The organism is Microbacterium sp. IO18 (assembly GCF_049099505.1).
In the GTDB taxonomy this organism is placed as follows: domain Bacteria; phylum Actinomycetota; class Actinomycetes; order Actinomycetales; family Microbacteriaceae; genus Microbacterium; species Microbacterium aurugineum.
Map to the genome: position 1 here is coordinate 742,264 of NZ_JBMJAF010000002.1, position 25,014 is coordinate 767,277.

General features: G+C 69.6%; 23 protein-coding genes. 5 read left to right on the forward strand and 18 right to left on the reverse strand.

Annotation, left to right across the window (positions count from 1 at the left end):
- Window positions 1-13: 13 nt before the first annotated feature.
- Window positions 14-1,516, reverse strand: a complete 1,503-nt coding sequence (locus ACLF6J_RS15335) for a carboxylesterase/lipase family protein (protein WP_134352284.1) — start codon at window positions 1,514-1,516, stop codon at window positions 14-16.
- Between the two features lie 29 nt (window positions 1,517-1,545).
- On the reverse strand, window positions 1,546-2,853 hold the full coding sequence (locus ACLF6J_RS15340) for an MFS transporter (RefSeq protein ID WP_134352285.1): 1,308 nt from the start codon (window positions 2,851-2,853) through the stop codon (window positions 1,546-1,548).
- 148 nt (window positions 2,854-3,001) lie between these two features.
- Here ACLF6J_RS15340 and ACLF6J_RS15345 point away from each other — a divergent pair, with 148 nt between their 5' ends.
- Entirely contained in the window at window positions 3,002-3,571 is a 570-nt protein-coding gene (locus ACLF6J_RS15345) for a TetR/AcrR family transcriptional regulator (RefSeq protein ID WP_134352286.1), read from the forward strand.
- Here ACLF6J_RS15345 and ACLF6J_RS15350 read toward each other — a convergent pair.
- From ACLF6J_RS15350 to ACLF6J_RS15365, 4 genes are all read right to left on the reverse strand, one after another.
- Window positions 3,557-4,576: a DNA-methyltransferase gene (locus ACLF6J_RS15350; RefSeq protein ID WP_134352287.1), complete on the reverse strand. Its 1,020-nt coding sequence runs from the start codon at window positions 4,574-4,576 to the stop codon at window positions 3,557-3,559. The genes ACLF6J_RS15345 and ACLF6J_RS15350 overlap by 15 nt on opposite strands.
- Complete coding sequence (locus ACLF6J_RS15355) at window positions 4,555-5,604, reverse strand: lipoate--protein ligase family protein (RefSeq protein WP_131494363.1); 1,050 nt, start codon at window positions 5,602-5,604, stop codon at window positions 4,555-4,557. The genes ACLF6J_RS15350 and ACLF6J_RS15355 overlap by 22 nt, the downstream gene beginning before the upstream one ends.
- Window positions 5,605-5,718: 114 nt before the next feature.
- Entirely contained in the window at window positions 5,719-6,570 is an 852-nt protein-coding gene (locus ACLF6J_RS15360; RefSeq protein ID WP_131494368.1) for an alpha/beta fold hydrolase, read from the reverse strand.
- Between the two features lie 35 nt (window positions 6,571-6,605).
- Window positions 6,606-7,343, reverse strand: coding sequence for a copper homeostasis protein CutC (locus ACLF6J_RS15365; RefSeq protein WP_134352288.1), 738 nt, complete (start codon window positions 7,341-7,343; stop codon window positions 6,606-6,608).
- Window positions 7,344-7,407: 64 nt separating this feature from the next.
- Here ACLF6J_RS15365 and ACLF6J_RS15370 point away from each other — a divergent pair, with 64 nt between their 5' ends.
- The 3 genes from ACLF6J_RS15370 (at window position 7,408) to ACLF6J_RS15380 (ending at window position 9,538) form a co-directional block, all read left to right on the forward strand.
- Window positions 7,408-7,848 (forward strand): MarR family winged helix-turn-helix transcriptional regulator, encoded by a 441-nt coding sequence (locus tag ACLF6J_RS15370; RefSeq protein ID WP_134352289.1) that lies wholly within the window; start codon window positions 7,408-7,410, stop codon window positions 7,846-7,848.
- Between the two features lie 5 nt (window positions 7,849-7,853).
- The gene (locus ACLF6J_RS15375; RefSeq protein ID WP_052193302.1) at window positions 7,854-9,188 is read left to right on the forward strand and encodes an MFS transporter; all 1,335 of its coding nucleotides are present in this window, start codon (window positions 7,854-7,856) and stop codon (window positions 9,186-9,188) included.
- 62 nt (window positions 9,189-9,250) lie between these two features.
- Window positions 9,251-9,538: a hypothetical protein gene (locus ACLF6J_RS15380; RefSeq protein ID WP_047520327.1), complete on the forward strand. Its 288-nt coding sequence runs from the start codon at window positions 9,251-9,253 to the stop codon at window positions 9,536-9,538.
- Between the two features lie 13 nt (window positions 9,539-9,551).
- On the opposite strand, the gene rocD is transcribed toward ACLF6J_RS15380, so the two are convergent.
- From rocD to ACLF6J_RS15430, 10 genes are all read right to left on the reverse strand, one after another.
- Window positions 9,552-10,754, reverse strand: coding sequence for an ornithine--oxo-acid transaminase (gene rocD / locus ACLF6J_RS15385; RefSeq protein WP_134352290.1), 1,203 nt, complete (start codon window positions 10,752-10,754; stop codon window positions 9,552-9,554).
- Complete coding sequence (gene ddaH / locus ACLF6J_RS15390; RefSeq protein WP_134352291.1) at window positions 10,751-11,629, reverse strand: dimethylargininase; 879 nt, start codon at window positions 11,627-11,629, stop codon at window positions 10,751-10,753. The genes rocD and ddaH overlap by 4 nt, the downstream gene beginning before the upstream one ends.
- Before the next feature lie 168 nt (window positions 11,630-11,797).
- A complete protein-coding gene (locus ACLF6J_RS15395) occupies window positions 11,798-12,793 on the reverse strand; it encodes an NAD(P)-dependent alcohol dehydrogenase (RefSeq protein ID WP_134352292.1) in 996 nt (331 codons plus the stop codon).
- Entirely contained in the window at window positions 12,790-13,020 is a 231-nt protein-coding gene (locus ACLF6J_RS15400) for a helix-turn-helix transcriptional regulator (protein ID WP_047520335.1), read from the reverse strand. Before ACLF6J_RS15400 ends, ACLF6J_RS15395 begins: the two co-directional genes overlap by 4 nt.
- Window positions 13,020-13,454 (reverse strand): hypothetical protein, encoded by a 435-nt coding sequence (locus ACLF6J_RS15405; protein WP_134352293.1) that lies wholly within the window; start codon window positions 13,452-13,454, stop codon window positions 13,020-13,022. Before ACLF6J_RS15405 ends, ACLF6J_RS15400 begins: the two co-directional genes overlap by 1 nt.
- 118 nt (window positions 13,455-13,572) lie before the next feature.
- Window positions 13,573-13,905, reverse strand: a complete 333-nt coding sequence (locus ACLF6J_RS15410) for a hypothetical protein (protein WP_134352294.1) — start codon at window positions 13,903-13,905, stop codon at window positions 13,573-13,575.
- Window positions 13,906-13,995: 90 nt separating this feature from the next.
- The gene (locus tag ACLF6J_RS15415; protein WP_134352295.1) at window positions 13,996-17,646 is read right to left on the reverse strand and encodes a bifunctional proline dehydrogenase/L-glutamate gamma-semialdehyde dehydrogenase; all 3,651 of its coding nucleotides are present in this window, start codon (window positions 17,644-17,646) and stop codon (window positions 13,996-13,998) included.
- 104 nt (window positions 17,647-17,750) lie between these two features.
- A complete protein-coding gene (pntB, locus tag ACLF6J_RS15420) occupies window positions 17,751-19,148 on the reverse strand; it encodes a Re/Si-specific NAD(P)(+) transhydrogenase subunit beta (RefSeq protein ID WP_131493992.1) in 1,398 nt (465 codons plus the stop codon).
- A complete protein-coding gene (locus tag ACLF6J_RS15425) occupies window positions 19,145-20,698 on the reverse strand; it encodes a Re/Si-specific NAD(P)(+) transhydrogenase subunit alpha (protein ID WP_131493990.1) in 1,554 nt (517 codons plus the stop codon). The genes pntB and ACLF6J_RS15425 overlap by 4 nt, the downstream gene beginning before the upstream one ends.
- 172 nt (window positions 20,699-20,870) lie before the next feature.
- The gene (locus ACLF6J_RS15430) at window positions 20,871-21,431 is read right to left on the reverse strand and encodes an acyl-CoA thioesterase (RefSeq protein WP_047523568.1); all 561 of its coding nucleotides are present in this window, start codon (window positions 21,429-21,431) and stop codon (window positions 20,871-20,873) included.
- A gap of 131 nt (window positions 21,432-21,562) precedes the next feature.
- Here ACLF6J_RS15430 and ACLF6J_RS15435 point away from each other — a divergent pair, with 131 nt between their 5' ends.
- Window positions 21,563-22,072, forward strand: coding sequence for a GNAT family N-acetyltransferase (locus tag ACLF6J_RS15435; protein ID WP_165875492.1), 510 nt, complete (start codon window positions 21,563-21,565; stop codon window positions 22,070-22,072).
- A gap of 78 nt (window positions 22,073-22,150) precedes the next feature.
- Here ACLF6J_RS15435 and ACLF6J_RS15440 read toward each other — a convergent pair whose 3' ends face one another.
- Window positions 22,151-23,302 (reverse strand): acetyl-CoA C-acetyltransferase, encoded by a 1,152-nt coding sequence (locus tag ACLF6J_RS15440; protein WP_131493986.1) that lies wholly within the window; start codon window positions 23,300-23,302, stop codon window positions 22,151-22,153.
- A gap of 48 nt (window positions 23,303-23,350) precedes the next feature.
- Entirely contained in the window at window positions 23,351-25,012 is a 1,662-nt protein-coding gene (locus ACLF6J_RS15445) for a cytochrome b/b6 domain-containing protein (RefSeq protein ID WP_134352297.1), read from the reverse strand.
- Window positions 25,013-25,014: the final 2 nt, after the last annotated feature.

The following is a 25,014-nucleotide window of genomic DNA, read 5'->3' on the forward strand; positions in this document are numbered from 1 at the left end:
GCGTCGGCCGATGTCAGCCGAGCAGCGGTCGCACGGAGGCATAGGCGTCAGCGACGTCGCGCGTGGGGACGTCGTAGACCCGTGCGATGCCCGCGGCCCCGTGATGACGCGGCCAGCCCGGGTCGCCGGTGGTGATGAAGGCGACGGCGGCCCCGTGCACCTCATCGGCCAGCTCCTGCGGAGGGTTCGGTCCGGCGAGCGGCTCCATGGCCGGACCGTCGAGGCAGTCGAAGAAGAACGGCACGTCGAGGCAGTGCTCGGCGAAGCCGAAGTGTCCGGACGGCCAGGAGAACCGGTACAGCCAGGTCGGCGCGTCACCGCGGTCGGCCACGACCTTGAGCAGCGCCGTGCGGAACATGCGGTCGGTCAGCAGCCGACCGCCCACGCGGGCATTGCCGAGTCCGGTGATGTCGGCGTTGGCGGCCAGGTACGCCCGCCGCGCGCTCTTCGGCAGCCCGAGCCGGTTCAACAGAAGCGACCGCGGCACCCAACGCAGCTTCTTCTCGGCCCCCGCGAACACCATGGTGAACTCGTCATCGGTCGCGCCGAGCACGAGAGGTTTGTCCGCGCCGACACCCGCGGCGATCGACTCCCGGGTAGGACGCACGAGCAGATCGCCGTCGACGGCCGGGCCGAGCGGGAGGCCGTCCTCCACCACGCTGCCGAGAGCTTCGGGGCCGAGCTCGGTGGCCTTCTTCTGCAGTTCGAGGATGCGGTCTTCGGCGAGGGACGAGAACCCGGCCACGGTCGGCTCCACCCCGGCGGACGCGGCGAGCCCCCTACCGAACTCCTCCGCGCGCGCCGGAGCCACATCGGCGAGGGCTCCGGAGATCGCGTAGACCCCGTGGAACAGGTGCTGCGCCTTCTCGATGCCGAGCAGGGTCAGCACGGCCCCACCCCCGGCGGACTGCCCGGCGATCGTGACCCGCGACGGATCCCCGCCGAAGCGGGCGATGTTCTGCTGCACCCACTCCAGGGCGAGCAGCCAGTCGCGCACACCGCGGTTCGACGGCGCATCCTCGATCCACCCGAAGCCGTCGAATCCCAGACGGTACGAGAGCGACACGGTCACCACGCCGTCGCGGTTGAAGTTCCGGCCGTCGTACCAGGGGCTCGCCGGGGAGCCGGCGAAGTAGCCGCCGCCGTGGATCCAGACGAGCACCGGGAGACCGGCCCCCTGCTCGGTGGCCTCCGGGCTCGGGGTGAAGACGTTCACGTTGAGCGTGGAGTCGCCCTCGATGCTCGGCTCGGGGATGAGCGTCACCCCTGGGTCGCCGCGCTGTGCGGTGGCGGCGAACTCGAGCGCGTCCCGCACGCCGTCCCACGGCGCCTTGGGCACCGGAGCCTGGAAGCGCAACGGGCCGGTCGGTGCCTCTGCGAAGGGGATGCCGAGGAAGGCCGCCGTCCGCGGGTTGCCCCGCCCTCCCGTCGTCCGGCGCCAGCGACCACGCACCCGTCCTGCGGTGGTGTCCACCTCGACGAAATCGGCGGCCGTCTCGAACTCGGTATCGGTCATCACAGCATTCTCCCGGTCATTCCTGGTCATCAGCGCACTCCCTTGATCGGTGCGGTCGCGACGGCGGCGAGGATCACGAACACGATCGCGAAGACGAAGAGCATCGCATAGCCCCCGAGGGACGTGATGATGACTCCGCCGATCGCCGGGCTCAGCGCCTGCGGCACGTTGGTCGCGACGTTGAGGATGCCGAGATCCTTGCCCGCCGACACCCCCTCGTTCGGCAGCACTTCGGTCATCAGCGCGGCATCCACCGACATGTACAGACCGAACCCGATGCCGTTGATGACGCTCATCAGGATCATCCCCGTCATGTTCGGCTGCAGCACGGGCATCGCCAGACCCACCACCATCACCGCGGAGGCGACGTAGATGAACACCTTGCGACGACCGACCTTGTCGCTCCACCACCCGGACAGGCCGATCGCGATCAGCGTCGGGACGAACGCCACGAGGGTCAGGGTGACGACGGCGCCCTGCGCATCCGCGAGCGGCAGCCCGATGTAGTCGGTGAGCATGTAGAGCTGATAGGCGCTGACGACGAAGTAGCCGAGGATCAGCAGGAACCGAGCCGTGAACGCCCACGCGAAGTCCGGGTGACGGCGTGGATCGATCCAGAAGCCCCTGAAGAACGCACTCCAGCGGAACGGATCGACCGAAGCGTGCTGCGAGGACCAGTCCCGGTTCACGAACGCGAACAGCAGCGCCACCACGATCACGGCTCCACCGAACACCGCGTAGCCGACGCCGATCTGCGCGGCGAAGGTACCGGCGAGCATGACTCCGACCGTCATGCCGACCTGCGTGCCGAGTCCGATCATCGCGCTCGCTCCGCCGCGCTTCGAGCGCGGGAAGCGGTCGGCGGTGATCGCGGTGAGGGGCGCCTGGAAGAAGTTCAGCGCCACCTGGATGATCACCCAGAGCACCGTGATCCAGAGGATGTCCGTCAGGGACCCCATGCCGAACAGGAAGACACCGCCGACGATGGCGCCGAGCACCATCCACGGCACACGGCGCCCGAAGCGCGAGCGCGTGCGGTCGCTCAAGGCGCCCACGATCGGCTGCGCGAACAGCGTGAACACGAAGGAGATCGTGGTGACGACGGCGAGGTTGCCGACCTTGTTCGCCTCGTCGATCATCAGCACCTGGCTGGGCAGGAGGATCGCGATGAGACCGCCGTAGGTGGCGAACAGGGTGAGCGAGGCGATCAGCAGGCTGGGCAGCAGTCGCCGGTTCGCGGGCGGGCTCGCCGCCGGTTCTCCGGCTGCGGGCGGGGTTGAGCGGATCGTGCCGGTCGGGGCGAGTTCGGCGGCCGGGTCGAGAGGGGGAAGGGACATGTCGGCTCCTCGTTGAGCGGTTGTGTATGAATACCAAACGATGTTCGGTATTCATCGGACATGCTGGCAGATCGGTCACCCCTGCCGCAAGACATTCACGAACGATGTTTGGTTTTCGTGATCCGGACACGACGGATACCCTGGGGCCATGTCGACACGAGGGGCCTACGCCAAGGGCGTGGCGAAGCGCGAGGAGATCCTCGACGCGGCGCTCGCCGTCGTCGCCGAACACGGATACCGGAAGGCTTCCGTCCGCGAGATCGCGGATGCAGCGGGACTCAGCCCCGCCGGACTCCTGCACTACTTCGGCTCCAAGGAAGAGCTGTTCGTCGCGATCCTGCGCGCCCGAGACGACCGGGACCAGCAGCAGTACTCGGCCGAAGACGCCTCCGCAGCTTTCCTCGCGATCATGCGTCACAACGCATCCGTGCCGGGCCTCGTCCAGCTGTATGCGCAGCTGGCCGCGGAGGCCGGAGACCCCGCGCACCCCGCGCATGCCTACTTCCGTGAGCGCACCGACCGCATCGAAGCCTTCACGCGCGCGCAGGTCGCCGCCGACCAGGAAGCCGGTCTCCTCCGAGCCGACCTCGATCCGGCCTGGGTCGTCCGCTCGCTGCATGCCCTGGCCGACGGGCTCCAGACCGCGTGGATGCTCGATCCCTCCCTCGACATGGCCGCCGAGATCGAGCAGTTCCTCGTGCTGCTACGCCCGGTGTGACCCCGCGTCGAGGTGTGTCACCTCGGCGTGCGGCATCCGCGCCCTCATGATCCCGATCGCCTCGGGGTTGTCATCGACGAGCACGGCATCGCGACCGAGCGCCGATGCCACCGCGCCGGTCGTCCCGCTGCCCGCGAACAGATCGAGCACCCGATCGCCCGGGCGGCTCGAGGCCGTCACGATCCGCCGGAGGATCCCTTCAGGCTTCTGCGTCGGATAGCCGGTCTTCTCGCGCCCGGTCGTCGGCACGATCGTGTGCCACCACACGTCGGTGGGGAGCTTGCCGCGAGCCGCCTTCTCGGGAGTCACGAGCCCGGGGGCCATGTACGGCTCGCGGTCGACCTCGTCCGAGTTGAAGACGTACGCCCGAGGGTTCTTCACGTAGACCAGGATCGTGTCGTGCTTGGTCGGCCAGCGACTGCGCGACTTCGCGCCGTAGTCGTACGCCCAGATCAGCTCGTTCAGGAAGCAGTCGCGCCCGAACACCGCGTCGAGCATCACCTTCGCGTAGTGCGCCTCCCGGTAGTCGAGGTGCAGGTAGAGGGTGCCGTCGTCGGCGAGCAGTCGCCACGCCTCCTCGAGCCGCGGCATCAGGAAGGCACCGTAGTCGTCGAAGCGGTCGTCGTAGGCACGGAGGATTCCGCGCACCCGCTCGTAGGCATGGCCGTGGAATCCGTGGCGCACCTCGGTCTCGGGCACGGCGGGCCCCGGTTCAGAACTCCTCAGTTCTGCACTGCTCACACCCTCGGCACCGCCGGATTCCGGACCGGGCTCCGCGACCGCCTCGGATTCCTGCGGAGTTGTGAACGAGCGTCGCACGGTCACGACCTGGCGCTCCTGCGTGCGACCGGTGTTGAACGGCGGATCGAGGTACACGAGCGTGAACGACGCCGACGGCAGAGTGGCCGCGACCACGAGGTTGTCGCCCTCGATGATCGTGACCGCACCGGTGATCGGGGTCGGGAGGTCAGACTCCGGAGCCGTCACGGCACCCGATGCAGCCATGCCTCGGTGGCGAACTTCGAAGCGACGAGGGCCTCGGCGTCGGCGTACTCGTCCGCTGTCACCGATCCGGTCTCCGCGTCGGTCAGCGAGCGGAAGGTGTCCTTGAAGCGCTCGATGATCTCCGCACGCTCGAGCCCGGTCTGCGTGCGCAGCGGATCGACCCGCTTGGCCGCCGACGTGGTGCCCTTGTCGCTGAGCTTCTCGCGCCCGATGCGCAGGACCTCGGTCATCATCTGACCGTCGATGTCGTAGGAGAGGGTGGCGTGGTGCAGCACTCCCCCGTTCGCGAGTCGCTTCTGCGCGGCACCCCCGATCTTGCCGGTCGGGCTGGCGATGTCGTTGAGCGGCTGGTAGACCGCGTCGATGCCCAGTGACCGCAGGGCCTGCAGCACCCAGTCGTCGAGGAACGCGTAGGAGTCGGCGAACGTCATGCCCGCGACGAGGGACGCCGGCACGTAGAGCGAGTAGGTGATGATCTGCCCGGCGGCCATGAGCATCGCCCCGCCGCCGGAGATGCGGCGGACGACGTCGAACCCGTGCTTCGCAGCCCCTTCCGGGTCGACCTCGTTCCGGTAGGACTGGAACGACCCGATCACGACGGCCGATTCGTCCCATTCCCAGATGCGCAGAGTCGGACGACGTCGTCCCTCGCCGACGCGTGAGGTGAGAACCTCGTCGAGCGCCAGGTTCATCCGGGGCGACACGGCCGCGTCGTGCACGATCTCCCAGTCGAAGTCACGCCATCCCGGAGCGGTCACGAGCGCGCGGCGCACCGCGGTGCCGACGGCCTCGGGGGTGAATCCGAGCAGCTGTGCACCGTCGGGCAGAGCTCCGCGGACGGCGGCGGCGATGGCCGAGGCATCCGACTCGGCGGGCATCCCGTTGACGGCGGCGTCGATGTCGTCCAGCGCCGAGTCCGGCTCGAGGAAGAAGTCGCCGGCGAGGCGGAAGCGAGCGATCCGGTCATCCTCGATCTCGAGGTCGACGACGACGAGCTTTCCGCCTGGAACCTTGTATTCACCGTGCACGGTTCCAGCTTAAGGCGCGGAACTCCGCCCGCGGGGCCCGTGCGGGATGGATTTCGCGCCTCGCACCGGCCCCTCAGGCGCGTTTTCGATCCCGCACCGCCGGGGAAGGAGGCGTCAGCGCGCCGGGATGTGCTTGTCGAGCCAGGAGAGCACGTCGGCTCGCACCTCGTCCTGCTGCAGTTCCGCGAAGATCTCGTGGCGCGCGTCCGGATAGACCAGCGTCGTGACGTCGGTGAGTCCGGACCGGTTGCGGTACTCGTCGGCGAGCTTGTGCACGCTGCGGGGGCCGCCCACCGGGTCGTCGCGCCCGACCAGCAGCAGCATCGGGATGTCGTGGCCGAGGTCTTTCGCGGGCCGACCGTAGAGCTTCGCCGCCTCGATCGGACCGAAGAGCTTGAGGAGCGGGACGTCGGTGGTCAGCGGATCCTCGTCGAAAGCGGCCCACACGGCCGGGTCACGGCTGAGCCATTCGAGGCCGGTGGCCCCCTCGCCGGCCCACCGGGCGTTGAGGGGCGCCGCGTTGAGCGACCCCGGCATCCGCAGTGCGGACCCGGAGAGGATGACGGCGTCCCAGGCTTCGGGATGGTCGTTGACGAGCATCTGCGCCAGGAACGAGCCCCAGGAATGCCCGAGCAGCACGAGCGGCAGATCGGGGTTCTCCGCACGGATGATGCCCGTCAGCTGCCAGACGGCCTCCTCGGCCGCGCGCAACCCGCCCTTGCCCAGGCGTCCGAGCTTCTCGGGGCCGCCGTGCTGACGGATGCCGGTGCGGCCGTGGCCCCGGTGGTCATCGGCGTACACGTGGAAGCCGGCGGTGGTGAGAGCCCCGATCAGGGCGCCGTATCTCCCGGCGTGCTCCCCGACGCCGTGCAGAAGCTGCACGACTCCGCGGGGCGTCCCGTCCGCAGGATGGACGTCATAGACGATGTCGACGCCATAAGCATCGGTGAACTCGCGGGTATCCATCACGGTGCGAGCCTATCGAGAGCACGGAGGAGCGGCTACCGCGCGAGCGCATCCCGGATCGCGAACGCGGTGTCGCGGTCGGTCACCTCGTAGCCGCCGACCCCATCGGAGGCCGATCCCATCCGCACGCCGCCGTCTTCGAGCACGGCCCGCTTGGCGGAGAAGTGGAGCGCGTCGACGCCGGCGGCCGCGAGCACGGGGGCGCTGTCGACGTCGACCCCGCTGCCTGCCATGACCTCGATCTCCCCCTCGGCTGCGGCGACGAGAGCACGCAGGGTGTCGATGCCGTCGATCGCGGCGGACGCACCCCCCGAGGTGAGCACTCGGCGCAGACCGAGCTCGCGGGCGCTGCGCAGCGTCGCGACCGGGTCCGCGGTCATGTCGATGGCACGGTGCAGCGTGACGGGGGCTCCCCCGGCCGCGTCGCGAAGCCGCGCCATGGCGAACAGGTCGAGGCGTCCCTCGGCGTCGAGCGCGCCGATGACCACCCCGCTCGCACCAGCACTGATCGCGTGGCGGACGTCGCGCTCGGAGACGGCGAGCTCATCCTCGGAGTAGTGGAAACCGCCGGCGCGCGGCCGGATCAGCACATGAACCTCGGGGCCGGTCTGTCCGGCCGCCTCGACCGACAGCTCGACGGTCGCGGGCGACGGGGTCAGCCCACCGAGGGCGAGGGCCGTCGCGAGCTCGACGCGGTCGGCGCCGACTTCTGCGGCGATGCGCACTCCTGCGGGGTCCTGCACGGCGATTTCGAGAGCGATCGTTCGGGTCACCCCTCCATTGTGCCCGGCCTCGGCCGCACCCGAGCGCCAGAAAATTAGATAGGCTATCTAAGTAATGTCTGCGCCCGATGAATCCCTCCACCTCACCGCCACAGACCTGCGTATGGCCACCTTCCGCCTGGCTCGGCGCCTCCGGTGCGCACGGGCCGCGGACTCGATGAGCGACGCGCAGCTCGCGGTGCTCGCCGACCTGCGCATGAACGGTCGCCGCACGATCTCGACCCTCGCCGAACGCGAGCGGGTGACAGCACCCTCGATGACCAGCACGATCAACGGCCTCGAGGAACAGGGCTTCGTCGTGCGCACCCCCGACGAAGACGACCGTCGACGCGTGCAGGTCGACATCACCGACGCCGGCATCGAGATCGTCGCCGAGACCATCCGGCGGCGCGACGAGCTGCTGGCCGACATGCTGCGCGAGGTGGACTACACCGAAGACGAACTCACCACGCTGCGCGAAGCGAGCGCGTTGATGCGACGGGTGGTGGAGCGATGAGCGCGATGTTCCGTTCCTTCGCGAACATCAACTACCGGATCTGGTTCGCCGGAGCCCTGGTCTCCAACGTCGGCGGCTGGATGCAGGCGACAGCCCAGGACTGGGTCGTGCTGACCGAGCTGACCGACAACGACGCGACCGCGATGGGCGTCACGATGGCCCTGCAGTTCGGGCCGCCGCTCGTGCTGGTGAGCCTCACCGGCTGGGTGGCCGACCGGTTCGACCGACGACACATCCTGTTCGCCACCCAGTCGGCGCTGCTCGCCCTGGCCGTCGCGGTCGGCGTGCTGCTGCTGAACGGCCTGATGACGCTGCCGATGATGTTCGGCTTCGCCCTCGGATTCGGCATCGTGAACGCTTTCGACGCTCCCGCCCGACAGGCCTTCGTCTCCGACATGGTCTCGACCGGCGACACCTCCAACGCCGTCGCCCTGAACTCGGCGTCGTTCAACCTGGCGCGGATGATCGGCCCGGCGGTCGGCGGTCTGCTGATCGTCGCGATCGGTTCTGGCTGGGTCTTCATCGTGAACGCCGCGACCTTCCTCGCGATGATCCTCGCCCTGTCGATGCTGCGCACGGGCCTCCTCGCACCCCGCCTCAAGAGCCGCAGTCGCGGCGGCCTCGCCGACGGCTTCCGATACGTATGGGGCCGCAGCGATCTGCGCGTGGTGTTCGTCACGGTGTTCCTGATCGGCGCGTTCGGCATGAACTTCCCGATCTTCGCCTCGACCATGGCGCTCGAGTTCGGTGCCGGGGCCGACGGCTACGGCGTCCTCAGTTCCGTTCTCGCGATCGGCTCCCTCATCGGCGCACTGCTGGCAGCCCGCCGCGACAGGGCCAGGGTGCGGGTCGTCATCCTCGCGGCCGGAGGGTTCGGCATCGCGGCGTTCGTCTCCTCCGCGATGCCGACCTACGCGTCCTATGCCGTCACCTTGACGTTCACCGGGTTCATGATCGTGACCCTGCTGACGACCGCGAACGGCTACGTGCAGATCACGACCGAACCGACCCTGCGCGGACGCGTGCTCGCCCTCTACATGGCGGTGATCATGGGATCGACGCCCGTGGGAGCGCCGATCGCCGGGTGGGTCGCCGACGTCTTCGGACCGCGCGCGGCCATCATGCTCGGTGGCACAGCCGGATTCGTCGCGTGCGCGATCGGCGTCATCTGGGTCGCGACCTCCGGGCGTCTGCGTCGCGCCGAGAACCGTCGATTCCTGCTCACTCTCGACGAGACCCGTCCGCTGCGGGTCGTCGAGGTGGACCCGATCGAGTTCAGCGACGAAGCCGCCGTGACCACGCCGATTCGCAGCCCGAAGAACCGCGACGACGATCGCTGACCCTCCGCGCCGGGTTTGTCAACGCCCTCCACGGCTGCCCCGGCCGTACGTATCGTCGTCGCATGGATGAGAACACGGAACGCACCCCCCACTCGACGGACCCGGCAGAGGGCGCACCGGAAACCGCCGTCCCGGACGAGGACTCTGGCCAGGGCGACGGCACCGGCGGAGCGATCCAGGGCGACAGCTCCCGGGGCGAGTCGACCGGTGGCGCCATCCAAGGCGACGCAGGTCAGGGCCATCGCTCGGCGCTCGGCGGTGACGAGAACACCGAGGAGCAGCTCGACGCGGACAACGAGGCCGAGGAGGACTCGCTGAAGACGCTCGACCCGGATTCCCCGCCCGCCTGAGCGCGGCAGGGGCTCAGGCCAGCACGAGCTTGAGCTGCTCCACCGCCCAGTCGAGTTCGGTCGCGCGGATCACGAGCGGCGGCGCGATGCGGACCGTCTGACCATGCGTGTCCTTGACGAGCACACCCCGCTCGAGCAGCCTCTCGGCGATCTCGCGGCCGGTACCCTTCGCCGGGTCGATGTCGACTCCTGCCCAGAGACCGGCGATGCGCACGGCCGTCACACCGTGGCCGATCAGCGGCTGAAGCGCCTGATCCAGGTGAGCGCCGAGCGCACGCGCCCGCTCCTGGAACTCGCCGGTCTGCAGCATCTCGACCACACGCAGGCCCACGGCCGCCGCGAGCGGATTCCCGCCGAAGGTCGAGCCGTGCTCGCCGGGCCGGATCACGCCGAGCACGTCGGCGTCGCCGACCACGGCCGAGACCGGGAGCAGGCCGCCGCCGAGGGCCTTGCCGAGCAGGTACAGGTCGGGGACGACACCTTCCCGGTCGCACGCGAAGGTCTCCCCCACCCGTCCCAGGCCCGCCTGGATCTCGTCGGCGATGAACAGCACGTTCTTCTCGTCGCAGATCTCACGGATGCGGCGCAGGTAGCCCTCCGGCGGGATCACGACACCCGCCTCGCCCTGGATCGGCTCCACGAGCACGGCCGCCGTCTCGTCGGTGATGGCCGCGGCGATCGCGTCCGCATCCCCGTAGGGCACGACGTCGAAACCGGGCGTGTACGGACCGAAGTCGTCGCGAGCCGTCTCGTCGTCGCTGAAGCTGACGATGGTGGTCGTACGACCGTGGAAGTTCCCGGCCGCGACGATGATGCGCGCCTTGCCCTCGGCGATGCCCTTGACGCGGTATCCCCAGGCGCGGGCGACCTTGATGCCGGTCTCCACGGCCTCGGCCCCGGTGTTCATCGGCAGCACGAGGTCTTTGCCCGCGAGTTCGGCGAGTGCCGCGGCGAACGGTTCGAGCCGGTCGCTCTGGAACGCGCGGCTGACGAGCGTGACGCGTCCGAGCTGTTCGGTGAGCGCCGCGACGAGGGCCGGATGCCGGTGGCCGAAGTTCACGGCGGAGTACGCAGCGAGCAGGTCGAGGTAGCGCTTGCCCTCCACATCCGTCACCCAGGCACCCTCGGCGCGGGCGATGTTCACCGGCAGCGGGTGATAGTTGTGCGCGACGTGCGGCTCGGTGCCCGCGGTGGTGGTCTCGTCGAGGGCGGTCACTTCGCACCCCGCAGTTCGAGCGTGCAGCACTTGATCCCGCCACCGCCGAGGAGAAGCTCGGACAGGTCGATCAGGATCGGGTTGTATCCGCGCTCACGCAGCTGCTTCTCGAAGCCCTTCGCACGCGGCGAGATGACCACGTTGTAGCCGTCGCTCGCAGAGTTGAGGCCGAACACCGAACCGTCCTCATCCGAGACGAGGATCGCGTCGGGGAATCGCTCTTCGAGGATCGCGCGGCTGGCGTCGTCGAAGGCACCGGGGAGGTACGCGATGTTCGCGCGCTCGGGGCCGCCGTTCTCCGTGCCCTGCACCGGATCGAGCACGGCGATGGCGGTGTCGAGGTGGTAGAAGCGCGGGTCGACCAGGGTGAGCGAGACGACCTCGCGGCCGAAGACCTCGCCGACCTCACGGTGGCTGTCTCCCGTCGACCGGAAGCCGGTGCCCGCCAGGATCACGTCGCCGACGAGGAGGAAGTCCCCCTCACCCTCGTTGACCTCCTTCGGCATCACGGTGTCGAAGCCCGCGTCACGGAACCAGTCGGCGAAGGCCGGGGACTCGCCCTGACGCTCGACGAAGCGGAACTCGGGCACGTAGGCGCGACCGTCGATGAGGAACCCGCCGTTGGCCGTGTAGACCATGTCGGGGTATCCGGGGAGCGGATCGATGAGCTCGACCTCGTGGCCCAGCTCGATGTACAGATCGTGGAGCTTCTGCCACTGCGCGACCGCGTTGGCGGTGTCGGTCGGCCTGGTCGGCTCCATCCACGGGTTGATCGAGTAGTTGACCGTGAAGTGCTCCGGCTTGCACATCAGGTAGCGGCGGTGGTGCGCGGTGCGGGCGGGGGCGGGGGAGACGGCGGCTTCAGGCGTCGACATGGGTGCTCTCCTCGGAGGACGGGCGCGGCGGACGCTGTCCAGGGGCCCGGCGGTCCTTCGACCCTTCGCTCGTTCAGAGCGGGCGTCGGGGAAGATGCGACTCGGGCACGCCGGGGTCCATTGTGTCACCCGCCGCCTGTATGCCGCCAGAGCACCGCGCGGGTCGGATCAGGAGCCGGTGACGACAAGCTTGCCGACCGTATGACCGGCCGCGATGCGGGACAGGGCGGTGGCGGCCTCCGAGAAGGGGTACTCCTGTTCGACCACGGGAACCACACGTCCGTCGGCCACGAGTTCGAGGAGCTTCGCGAGCACTTCCGGACGCGGAGTCGCGGCGAGGGGACGGATGCTCCGCGATCCGATCGACAGGAACACCGCGCGCAGCATCCGGGGGATCGGGCCGAGCACGTGTCCGCCGTCTCCCGTGACCAGCACCACGGTGCCTCCGGGAGCGACGAGGCGCTTCAGCTCCCGCAGCGGCATCCCCCCGGCGATGTCGACGATCGCGTCGAACCGTCCAGCGGGGAGGTCGGCCAGCGGGGACTCCCGGTGATCGAAGGTGCGAACGGCGCCCAGCCGCTCGACCAGCGGTGCGTTGCGGGCACGGCAGGTCGCCCAGACCTCGGCCCCACGGAGCGCCGCGAGCTGCACGGCGAAGGTACCGACACCACCCGAGGCGCCGATGATGAGGACGCGCGGCGTCCCGGCATGCGCGAGCCCCACCCCGGCGAGGTCGAGCGCCTGCCACGCAGTCCCCCCGGCCACCGGAAGGCACGCGGCGGACTCGGGCGCGATGTCGGGCGGGATCGGCACGAGCCGTGAGGCCGGGACGCTCACGTATTCGCCGAGGCCTCCGCCGCCGACGAGCTCTCCGACGACGTCCTCCCCCAGCTCCGCGCCCACGACATCGGGCCCGAGTGCGACCACGGTGCCGGCGACCTCCATACCGCGCACCGGATGCTTCGGACGGGTCAGGCCGTACACCGGCCGGACGAGCAGCGGATCACCGAGGAGGAGACGCACATCGCCCGCGTTCAGGGCTGTGGCGCGCACCCGCAGCAGCACCTCCCCACGACCGGGCGTCGGGACGGGGATGCTCTGCAGCGTCACGCCGTCGGCCGCCCCGAAGGTCTCCCGGGACCATGCCTGCATCGACCGGTTCATGCGGATGCTCCTGACGTGTCGGGATACTCGAAGATGTCGTCGAGGCCCACACCGAACGCGCGGGCGATCTGGAAGGCGAGCTCGAGCGTCGGCGAGTACTTCTGCTGTTCGATCGCGATGAGCGTCTGGCGCGTCACACCGACCGTGCGTGCGAGTTCGGCCTGGGTGAGTCCTGCCTGTTCGCGGTGCACACGGATGGTGTTCGAGACGCGGGTGGGCTTGACCATCAGACGAGTCCTCGCCGGTAGGCGATCACCCGCGCGATGCCGCCGACGAGCGCCGACACCGCGACGCCCGCGAACATGGTGTTCGCGATCCAGAAGACGTCGGCTCCGACGGCGCACAGCGCGATGACTCCGAGTCCCGCGACCACGACGAAGGCCTGCTCGACCCGTCCGCCCATGCGGCTGATGTCGCGGTCGCGGATGTCCGAGCGACCCACCCCGTCCGGATCCGTCATCCCGGCGATGATCCCCCAGACGATGCTGAGGACGATGGTCGCGACGATTCCGCCACCGATCACCCACAGCATGAGCGGGAACCAGTCGACGTCGGTGAGCGCTCCTCCTCCGGCCTGCTGAAGCACCAGCACGACGTACACGACCATCACGATCGGGCTGACGATGAGCCCCGACCAGGCATTGCGTTCTTCGTAGACCATGACGCCTCCGATGTAAAAGATTCTTGACACACTCAGCGTACGTCCGAGAGGCGTAGGTGTCAAGAATTCTTTACATCCGGGCGATCCCATGCCGCGGGTGGAGCGCTGCGTGCCGGGGTCAGCCAGGAAAGTCCCGACCGGGGCACGCCGCTTCCCACCCGGCGAGCAGAGCCTCGTCCATGCCGTAGTTCGTGAAGAGCACGATGCTCATCCCCGCCATCTCTTCGTCATCACAGAGCGCGATCAGCTCCGCTGCGACCATCTCGAGGATGCCCTCATCGGCGAGATAGTCCGCCGTCTCGACATCGACGCTCTCCCGCACTGAGAGGTCGACGGCGGCGATCGTCTCCTCGAAACGCACCTCGGGGTCGCGCGCGGGATCGCCGAGCAGCGAACATCCACTCAGAAGCAACGCCCCCAGAAGAGCGACCGGGGCCAGAAGACGACGCATATGACGAACCTAGAGCACTACGGCATCGGCGGCGCTGCCGATCCCGCCGAGTGTCGCGCGGGATCAGCGTCGGACGATACCTTCGCGCACTCAGATCACGTCGCTGCTCCACGGGTCGAGGTTGCCGTAGCGGTGCGCGGTGATCGAGATCGACTGCTCGTGCACGAACGGCAGCAGCTCGATGCGGGCCGCGCCCGTCACCTCGCCGTCGTACACCGCGAGGTCGGGATCGCCGGCGGAGGCCGTGGCGAGCTTCGCGCGCAGCGCGGCCACCCCCTCACGACCGCCGACCAGCCGCACGCGGTCGGCCACCGGAAGCGCGACGCCCTCGGGACCAGCGTCCTGCCGCTGCAGGCGCTGCAGCCACTCGTCGTCGCTCTCCAAGAACACGGGGGCGTCGAGATCGCCGAGCGCGCGACGCACATCGGCGGGCAGCCCGACCGGAGTCGAGAGGACGAACGCCGCTCCGGCGCGCACACCGGCGATGACGACGCGCAGCAGCTCCTGCAGTCCCGCATCCGCCGTCGCGCGGACCTCGACCGGCACCGGACGGTAGCGGAACAGGTTCCGCTCGACATCGAGGTGCGACACGTCGCGCACCTGCCCGAACTCGCGGTCCCAGGCCAGCGCATCGGACAGCGCCGATCGACGCAGCCACTCGAACGACTCGTAGGCGAGCGAGGACTGCGCCGACTCGATCAGAGCCGTGATGCGGGAGTCGAGTCCGCGCAGGTGCAGCGTGCTGGACGCCGGGCCGCCCGCCTGCGAGCGCCACGACCCCAGTCCGATCAGGTAGTTCGGCCCGCCCGCTTTCGCGCCGGGACCGACCGAAGACCGTTTCCACCCACCGAACGGCTGCCGTTGCACGATCGCGCCCGTGATGCCGCGGTTCACGTACAGGTTCCCGGCCTCGACCCGATCGAGCCACAGGGCGAGATCGTCCGGGTCCTGCGTGTACAGCCCGGCGGTGAGGCCGTAGGCGACGGCATTCTGCATCTCGATGGCCTTCGCGAGGGTGGGAGCATGCATGACCCCCAGCACCGGGCCGAAGAACTCCTCCGTGTGGAAGCGCGACCCCGGCTGTACTCCGACGCGGATACCGGGCCGCCACAGTCGTCCGCTGCCGTCATCGCCCTCGGCGAGCGCAGGCTCGATCAGCCACTGCTCCTCCCCCTCGAGCTCGCTCAGCGCCCAGGCGAGCTTGCCGTGAGGTCGCTCGATCACCGGCCCGACCTCGGCCAGCGGATCGGTCGGCGGACCGATGTGCAGCGAGCGCACGGCATCCGCGAGCTGGCGCGCGAACCGCGGGGACCGGCCGACCGGGCCCACCAGGATCGCCAGCGAGGCGGCGGAGCACTTCTGACCGGCGTGGCCGAAGGCACTCTTGACGAGATCGGCGACCGCGAGATCGAGGTCGGCGGACGGGGTGATGATCATCGCGTTCTTGCCACTGGTCTCCGCGAGCAGCGGGAGGTCCGGACGCCAGGAGCGGAACAGCGCCGCCGTGTCCCACGCCCCCGTGAGGATCACGCGATCGACCGCCTCGTGCGTGATGAGGTCGCGACCGAGATCGCCCTCTTCGACGTCGACCAGCGCGAGCAGATCACGAGGGATGCCGGCCTGCCACAGCGTCTCCGCGATGACGGCGGCGCAACGACGTGCCTGCGGGGCGGGCTTGAAGACCACGCCGGAACCGGCGGCGAGCGCGGCGAGCACCCCGCCCGCCGGGATCGCGAGGGGGAAGTTCCACGGCGGGGTGACCACGGTCACGGATGACGGCACGAAGACGGCCCCGGCGATCGCGTCGAGCTCGCGTGCCTTCGCGGCGTAGTAGCGGGCGAAGTCGACCGCCTCGCTCACCTCCACGTCGGCCTCCGCGAAGACCTTTCCGGTCTCCGAGGCAGCGACCTCGATGAGATCCGCCCGCCGCCCTTCGAGTGCTGCCGCCGCGCGGAGCAGCACCTCGGCCCGCTCCGCAGCGGGTCGTCCGCCCCAGGCGGGAGCGGCGCGGCGGACGCCCTGCACGATCCGGTCCAACGCCGCGGCATCGTCGACCCGCCCGGCAGCGACCGTCGCGGTGCCGAGATCGGACCCGGGGATGCGCTCGCGCACCTCGCGCGCCCAGTCGCGGTTCGCGGGGAGAGCGGGGTCGGTGTCGGCCGTGTTGACGAACCCCGGAGCGCCGCCCGCGTCGTGCTCCAGTTCGCGGGCGGAGTACACGGCCGTCTCGAGGAAGGCCTCCCGTCCGCCGTCGTCGGATCCGCGGGAGATGCCGAGCACCGCCTTGGTGAGGTCGGTCTCCGGGGCGGGAACCGACGGAACGGGCCGCACGGACTCGTGCACGGGGGCGTGCCGGTCCTGGGTGCGACGCGGTCCGGTGCGGAGAGTCGGATCGGCAGCGCGATCGAGTGCATCGAGGAACCGGTCCTGCTCGCGCACGAACAGGGACTCGTCCTCGCCGAGCCGGAGCGCCGCGGAGAGGAAGTTCTCCGCAGAGGCGTTCTCCTCCAGCCTCCGCACCAGGTAGCTGATCGCGACGTCGAACTCGGCGGGCTCCACCACGGGCACGTAGAGCAGCACCGGACCGACTTCGCGGGAAACGGCCTGCACCTGCCCCTGCGCCATCCCGAGGAGCATCTCGAACTCGACGGCGTCCCGGACACCGCGCTCACCGGCGAGGAGCCAGGCGTAGGCGATGCCGAAGAGGTTGTGTCCGGCGACACCGATCTTCACCGCCGCCGTGTGCTCGGGTCGCAGTGCCCAGTCCAGGCAGCGCAGGTGGTTCGCATCGGTGTCGAGCTTCGTGTCGTAGGTCGCGGATTCCCAACCGTGCATCCGCGCCTCGACCCGCTCCATCGCGAGGTTCGCACCCTTGACCAGCCGCACCTTGATGCGGGCCCCGCCGTGCGCGACGCGATCCTGCGCCCAAGCGGTGAGCTCCTGCAGGGCGGGCAGCGCATCGGGGAGGTAGGCCTGCAACACGATCCCGGCTTCGAGTCCGGCCAGACGCGGATCTTCCAGGAGGCGCGTGAACACCGCGATGGTCAGATCGAGGTCGCGGTACTCCTCCATGTCGAGGTTGATGAACGTGCCGTCCCCCGCGGCCGTGAGGTACAGCGGCAGAAGCCGTTCGACGACCTCGTCGACGACCTCGTCGAACGCCCACATCGACAGGTGACTGACAATGGCGGACACCTTGACCGAGACATAATCGACGTCCGGTCGCTGGATGAGCTCGTGGATGCCGTCGAGACGACGCCGCGCCTCCGCTTCGCCCAGGACCGCCTCGCCGAGCAGGTTGAGGTTGAGCCGCGAACCGTCCGCGGCGATCCGCTCGATGGCGGCGCCGAGCTTCGCGGGGCGGGCGTCGACGATGAGGTGCCCGACCATGTCGCGCAGCACCCTGCGGGCGATCGGCACGACGGGTGCAGGGAGGAGGGGGGCCACTCCCCCGCCGAGGCGCACCACGGAACGCAGGTACCACGGGAGGAACTCGGGCACGATCGGAGCGATCCGGCGCAACTGCGAGGCGGCAGCGGTCAGGCTTTCGGGGCGCATCACGCCGTCGACGAAGCCGAGCGTGAACGGGAGGCCGTTCGCGTCCTGCAGCACCCCCGCGAGCCGGGCGGCCGCGGGGTCGGGTTCGACGGCCGCGGCCTCGATCGCCCACCGCCGAGCGAGCTCGACGGCGCGGTCTGCGAGGGGTGCGGATGCCACGGCATCCGGCGGGGTGTCGGCCATGGATTTCAGCCTAGGTCGGGAGCAGGATCCCTCGGCCGTTCGAATCGCGCAATCGGTCGCTTTTCCCTCTCGGATGGCGTCGATCGCGCGATTCGAAACCGAGGTCACAGCGCAGCGATGATGTCCTCCACCCGCTGCTTGGCATCACCGAACAGCATCGAGGCGTTGTCGCGGAAGAACAGCGGATTCTGCACCCCCGCGTAGCCGGCGGCCATCGAGCGCTTGAACACGATGACGTTCTCGGCCTCCCACACCTTGAGCACCGGCATCCCGGCGATGGGGCTGCCCGGGTCCTCGGCCGCAGCCGGGTTCACGGTGTCGTTCGCCCCGATCACCAGCACCACCGAGGTCGACGCGAGGTCGTCGTTGATCTCGTCCATGCTGAGAACGATGTCGTACGGGACCTTGGCCTCGGCCAGCAGCACGTTCATGTGACCGGGAAGGCGCCCGGCCACCGGGTGGATGCCGAACCGCACGTCCACCCCGCGTTCGCGGAGCCTGTGGACCAGATCGGCCACCGGGTACTGCGCCTGAGCGACGGCCATGCCGTAGCCGGGCGTGATCACGACGCTGCCCGCGGCGACGAGCATCTCGGCCGCCCCCTCGGCGGTGATCTCGCGGTGCTCGCCGTACTCGGTGTCGTCCGCGGACGGTGCGGCGATCCCGAAACCGCCCGCGATGACGGAGAGGAACGAGCGGTTCATGGCCTTGCACATCACGTACGACAGGTAGGCACCCGACGAGCCGACCAGCGCACCCGTGACGATCAGCAGGTCGTTGTTGAGGAGGAAACCCGCCGCGGCGGCCGCCCAGCCCGAGTAGCTGTTGAGCATCGAGACGACGACCGGCATGTCGCCACCGCCGATCGAAGCGACCAGATGCCAGCCGAGGGCGAACGCGAGCACGGTGACCGCGATCAGGAGCCAGAGCTGCTGGTCGTTCACGAACCACACGGTGAGCGCGACGAAGGCGACGAGCGCGCCGACGTTCAGGCCGTTCTTGCCGGGGAGCATGAGCGGCGCGGACGACATCCTGGCCGATAGCTTGAGGTAGGCGACGATCGATCCGGTGAAGGTCACGCCGCCGATGAAGATCCCGATGAAGACCTCGGCGTTGTGGATGCCGACGAGCTCGGGGGCGAGCTCCGGGTGCGCGAGGTAGCCGTTCCAGCCGACGAGCACGGCTGCCAGACCGACGAAGCTGTGCAAGAGCGCGATGAGCTCGGGCATCCCCGTCATCTCGACGACCCTGGCCCGCCAGAGCCCGATGGCTGCGCCGACCAGCACGGCGGCCACCAGCAGGCCGAGACCGAGGAACGCGCCGGTGCTCCAGGCGTCGGCGACGGTGAGGGCGACGGTCGCGACGAGCGCGATGGTCATGCCGGCGATGCCGTACACCACCCCCGCGCGTGCCGACTCGTGGCGGCTGAGGCTGGCGAGACTCAGGATGAACAGCAGGGCGGCGACGATGTACGCCGCTCCGACGAACGCGTCGATGGTCATTTACGGCCACCCTTCGCGGAGTTCCCGAGGGTGAACATCGCGAGCATCCGGCGGGTGACCGCGAATCCTCCGAAGATGTTGATGGATGCCAGCAGCACGGCGATCGTCGCGAGCACCTGCACGACCGGGATCGGTGAGGTGACCTGCAGCATCGCGCCGACGACGATGACGCCGGAGATCGCGTTCGTCACCGACATGAGCGGGGTGTGCAGCGCGTGGTGCACCTTGCCGATCACGGAGAAGCCGATCACGACCGAGAGCACGAGCACGGTGAAGTGCTGCGGAAGCGGCGCGGGTGCGAACGCGTTCACGGCGAAGAGGGCGGCGATGCCCAGCACGATCAGGGTCACCCGGCGCGCCGTCGACATCTTCTTCGGCGGGGCGACCTCGACGGGATCCGCGGCCGCTCTCGCAGCGGGCGCGGCGGCGACCTGCACGGCGGGCGGAGGCCAGGTGACCTCCCCGTCGCGGACGACGGTGACCGAACGCTGCACCACGTCGTCGAAGTCGATCACGAGCCGTCCGTCCTTCGCGGGCGTCAGCAGGGCGACCAGGTTCGCCAGGTTCGTGCCGTAGAGCTGTGATGCCTGGGAGGCCAGGCGTGACGCCAGGTCGGTGTACCCCAGGATGATCACACCGTTGTCGGTGACGATGCGTTCGCCCGCGACGGACCCTTCGACGTTGCCGCCCTGCCCCGCGGCCATGTCGACGATCACGCTGCCGGGCTTCATCCGGGCGACATCGGACGCCGTGATCAGGCGCGGTGCCGCACGCCCGGGGATGAGGGCGGTCGTGATGATGATGTCGACGTCGGCCGCCTGCTCGGTGTAGATCTCGGCGGCCCGCCGGTCGTAGTCCGCGCTCGTCGCCTTCGCATAGCCGTCGGTGGACGCGGCGACCTCGACGTCGACCGGGAGGTACGTTCCCCCGATCGAGGTCACCTGGTCGGCGACTTCGGGGCGCGGATCGGTGGCGCGGACGACGGCTCCGAGGCTCGACGCCGCACCGATGGCCGCGAGCCCCGCGACTCCGGCTCCCGCGACGAGCACCTTCGCCGGAGGCACCTTGCCGGCGGCGGTCACCTGGCCCGTGAAGAAGCGGCCGAACTCGTGGGCGGCTTCGACGACCGCCCGGTATCCGGCGATGTTCGCCATCGAGCTGAGCACGTCCATGGACTGCGCCCGCGAGATGCGGGGCACCGCGTCGAGGGCGACCGCGGTGATCCTGCGCTGGGCGAGAGACTCGACCAGGTCGGGACGCAGTGCCGGCGACAGCAGGGCGATGAGGGTCGCCCCGTCGGCGAGGAGGGCGATCTCCTCCGGTCCGGGCGCCGTGATCGCGAGCACGATCTCGCTCCCCCACGCCTCCGCCCTGTCCACGAGCACGGCACCGGCGGCTTCATAGTCCGCATCGGGGAACGACGCCGCCGCTCCTGCTCCTCGTTCGACCCTGACCGTGTGTCCCAGCCTGCCGAGCGACGCGATGGTCGCCGGGGTGGCCGAGACCCGTGCTTCGCCCGCAGGCTCCCGCACGATGCCGATGACTGCCACTGCTTCCTCCTCCACCCGTCTGCGTCGACGGGATCACCGGGGCGTCCGCGCCCCTGACTTCCCGCTCAGAGTACTGAGAGGGCGGTCGGGAGCAGCCCTCTTTCGGCTCTGTGACGGGGAAAGAAGCGAGGTTCTTACGGAAAGCAGAGGAGGAGATCGCGGCGAGAGCGGCTCAGCCCCAGACGCTCGGAGCCTTCACGCGCACGGGCGGGAGGGCGGATGCCGCGGCCCAGTCGTGCACCCAGGCGTCGATCTCCGGCACGCCGTCGGGCTTGCCGACCGCGGCGAAGAGCTCTTCGTTGCTGACGGTGCCCCCGGTGCGACGCAGCATCCGGGCACGCACGATCGCCCGGGCGTAGACCTCGCCGTCGACCACGGCCCGGTGCTCCAGGAAGAGGGCCTTGTCGTCGTGCCCGATGAAGCGCGACTGCACCTCGAACCGCTGCCAGAGCTGCAGCGACTTGCGGAACGTGACCGTCTCGCTGGAGACGACCGCGTACCAGCCGCGGTCCTTCATGGCGTCGAACAGCCCGGTGCGGATCAGCTGGTCCCAGCGCCCGAGGTCGAACAGCGACAGGTAGCGACCGTTGTTCATATGGCGCAGGATGTCGAGGTCGGTCGGCAACGTCGTCAGGGTGATGCTGCCCACCGCCGTCGGGTCGAGGGTCTTCCCCCGTCGCACGCGGCGACGAGCGCCGAGGATCACCAGAAGGGTCCGCCAGATCACGTTCACGAGGATCGATCGTAGCCAGACGCGCACGAATCACGAACATCGTTGTGCGAACCCTCCATCCTGTGACGCCCCGTCTCCGTGGGCCTCCGCTCGATTTCCTGTTCGCGGACGCCGCGCGTAGAGTCACGAACATGAGCGCCGAAGCCCAGCCTGAAGTCATCGTCCGTCCGGTCCGTGATGTGGATGCGGAAGCCCTCGGTCGCGTGCACGCCCAGTGCTGGCACGAGACCTACGACCACCTGATCAGCAAGGCAGCGCTCGAGAAGGTCTCGCCGCGGCGGATGGCCGAGCTCTGGACGCACTGGGCCTCGCAAGGCCCCGACTTCAAGATGAACGCTGCGCTCGTCGACGGCGAGATCGTCGGCTTCGTCGGTTCGGGACCGGCCCGCGACAAGGATGCTCCGGCGTTCCGCGAGCTCTACTTCATCTACCTGCTCGACGCGTGGCACTCGACCGGCATCGGCCAGAAGCTGTTCGACGCCGCCGTCGAGAAGGACGAGCCGCTGTACCTGTGGGTCGCGGAGGACAACCCCCGTGCGCACCGCTTCTACACGCGCAACGGCTTCCACCTCGACGGCGCATCACACACCGAGCCGTTCCTCGGTGAGACGCTGACCGAGGTCCGCTTCGTCCGACCCTGACGCGGCGGGCCCGTGCGGGATCGATTTCGCACCTCGCACGTCCCTCGCAGGCACGTTCTTGATCCCGCATGCAACAGGTCAGAGGCGCTCGATGATGGTCACGTTGGCGACGCCACCGCCCTCGCACATCGCCTGCACGCCGTACCGCCCGCCGGTGCGCTCGAGTTCGTTCAGCAGCGTCGTCAACAGCCTCGTGCCGGTCGCCCCGATCGGATGACCGAGCGCGATGGCTCCCCCGTTGACGTTGACCCTCTCATGCGGAGCCTCCAGCTCACGCATCCAGGCGAGCACCACGGGGGCGAACGCCTCGTTCACCTCGAACAGGTCGATATCGGCGACACCGAGGCCCGCACGCTCCAGAGCTCTCCGGGTCGCCGGGATGGGCGCGGTGAGCATGAGCACGGGGCTCGCGCCCCGCACCGTCATCTGATGGATGCGCGCGCGAGGTGTGAGCCCGTGTTCGCGGACCGCCCTCTCGCTCGCGATGAGTACGGCGCTGGAAGCATCGCTGATCTGTGATGAGACAGCAGCGGTGATCCGCCCGCCCTCCCGCAACGGAGCGAGTCCCGCCATCCGCTCCAGACTCGTGTCCCGGCGCACGCCCTCGTCGTGGTCGAGCCCGTTCAACGGCGTGATCTCATTCGCGAAGCGACCCTCGTCCTGCGCGACGGCTGCGCGACGGTGGCTCTCGAGGGCGAACTGTTCCATCTCCTCGCGGGAGATGTCCCATTGCTCGGCGATCAGCTCCGCACCGGCGAACTGCGAGATCTCCTGATCGCCGTAGCGCGCCCGCCACCCGGGGGACTCCGCGTACGGCGTCGTGAAGCCGTACGCCTCACCCACGGTCGCCGCGGCGGTCAGAGGCACCTGCGACATGTTCTGCAAGCCGCCGGCGACCACGAGGTCGCTCATCCCGCTCATCACGGCCTGCGCCGCGAAGTGCACAGCCTGCTGGCTCGAGCCGCACTGGCGATCGATCGTGACCCCGGGCACGTGCTCAGGGAATCCGGCGACCAGGGCGGCCGTGCGCGCCACGTTCCCCGACTGCCCGCCGATCGCATCGATCGCACCGAGCACGACGTCATCGATCGCGCCGGGGTCGATGCCCGTGCGTTCGACCAGCGCGGTCAGACTGTGTGCGCCCAGATCCGCCGGGTGGATTCCGGCGAGCGATCCCCCGCGCCGACCGACAGGCGAGCGGACCGCGTCGACGATGAATGCCTCTGCCATGGATCTCCTTCCGTCGTGCGGCGACGCCGCTGCGTCAACGTCGTCGTGTCAGCGCCCCGAGACCTTTCCGAAGACCTTCGCGATCGGAGCGAGCACCAGCGGACGGGCGGCCGCCCAGCCGATGGCGATCACGACGATCGAGACGACGAAGACCCAGAATCCCGTCCAGGTGGCGGCATCCTGCGCGGCGAACATGTGGTTCAGGTTGCGCAGGAATCCGGTCAGCATCACCAGCGCCACGTGCGCGATGATGAACGCCACGAAGTACAGCATGATCGGGAAGTGCAGGGCACGAGCCCATTCGACCGGATACGCCTTCGACAGCTTCTCGGCCTTCTTCGGCCACAGCCCCGACATCCGGAAACCGGTGATCGCCGCGAGGGGAGCCGCGATGAACACGGTCGCGAAGTACGCGAGCTGCTGCAGGCTGTTGTAGTTGTTCCAGCCGTTCTCATGCGGCCAGTCGAAGGAGACGTACTGCAGGGCCGCCGACAACGCGTTCGGGAAGACCTCCCAGCTCGTCGGCACGATGCGCACCCAGTGCCCGGTGACGAACAGCAGCACCACGAAGATGACGCCGTTCACGAGCCACAGGATGTCGAGCGCCTGATGGAACCACAGGTTCAGGCTGATCTTGCCCTTCGCATTGCCGCGGGGCGTCCAGAAGACCGTCGGACGCTTCTCCGTGCGCACCTGCAGTCCGGAGCGGATGATGAGCACCATCAGGAACATGTTGAAGAAGTGCGCCCAGTTCACCCACGGCGCGAATCCGGGCGCGACCGCGATAGCCGGCTCGTACTCACCGGGGAAGGCCGCGAGGAAGTCCTGCATGAACGGGAAGCTCAGGAGCGTGCGCACCAGCGCGATGGCGGCTCCGGCGAGCACTCCGAGCGCAGCGGCCCCGAACAGGACGGCGATCGCCTGGGTCCAGGCCGGACGACGACGTGCGGGCTCCGGGGCCGCAGCCACGTGCCGCGGTGCACGGCCGTCCCACACCGTGCGCTTCCACGCCAGCGGCGTATCGACGGTGGCGACAGCAGCGGTCGGGACCGGCACGGCCGCGGAGGCAGGGGGCTCGGCAGCGACAGGAAGCGCAGAAGCGGTAGCAGCAGCGTCGACAGGGGCCGCGGCTGCGGGGACGATCGGAGTGATGCCGGCGGGCGGCCAGGGCTCACCACCGACGACACGAGGCAGCCCCCGTCGAACGCCGGTCGCCGAGGAGGCGTGCGCCTCCGGCGTCGCGGCGGGCGCGGGCGCGGGCGTCGACACCGGCGCAGCAGCGCCCACGGTGTCCGACACGACCGGGGCGGATGCCGCAGCCGAGGCGGATGCCGCAGCCGAGGGTGCCGGCGTGGGCACGGCCTCCTCGGCTGGTTCGTCTGCGATGGGAGCCTGCGCACCACTGGCCGGTGGCCACGGCTCACCCCCGGGCACGCGTGGGAGCCCTCGCCGGATGCCCGAGGAGGAGGCGATCACACCCGCCGTCGCCGCGACGGCTCCGTTCACGGACCCCGCACGCGGTGCGAGCGCGTCCGCCTCCGGCGCGACCTCGGCCGCGACGGGTTCAGCGACCGGCACGGCCGCCTCCGGGAGCGACACGTCCGAAGGCCCGGGAGCGTCGGCCGCTTCCACGGCCACGGCATCCGCAGGGGGCCAGGGGTCCCCGCCCGGCACCCGCGGCAGACCGCGTCGCAGCATCCGCGTCGCCATGA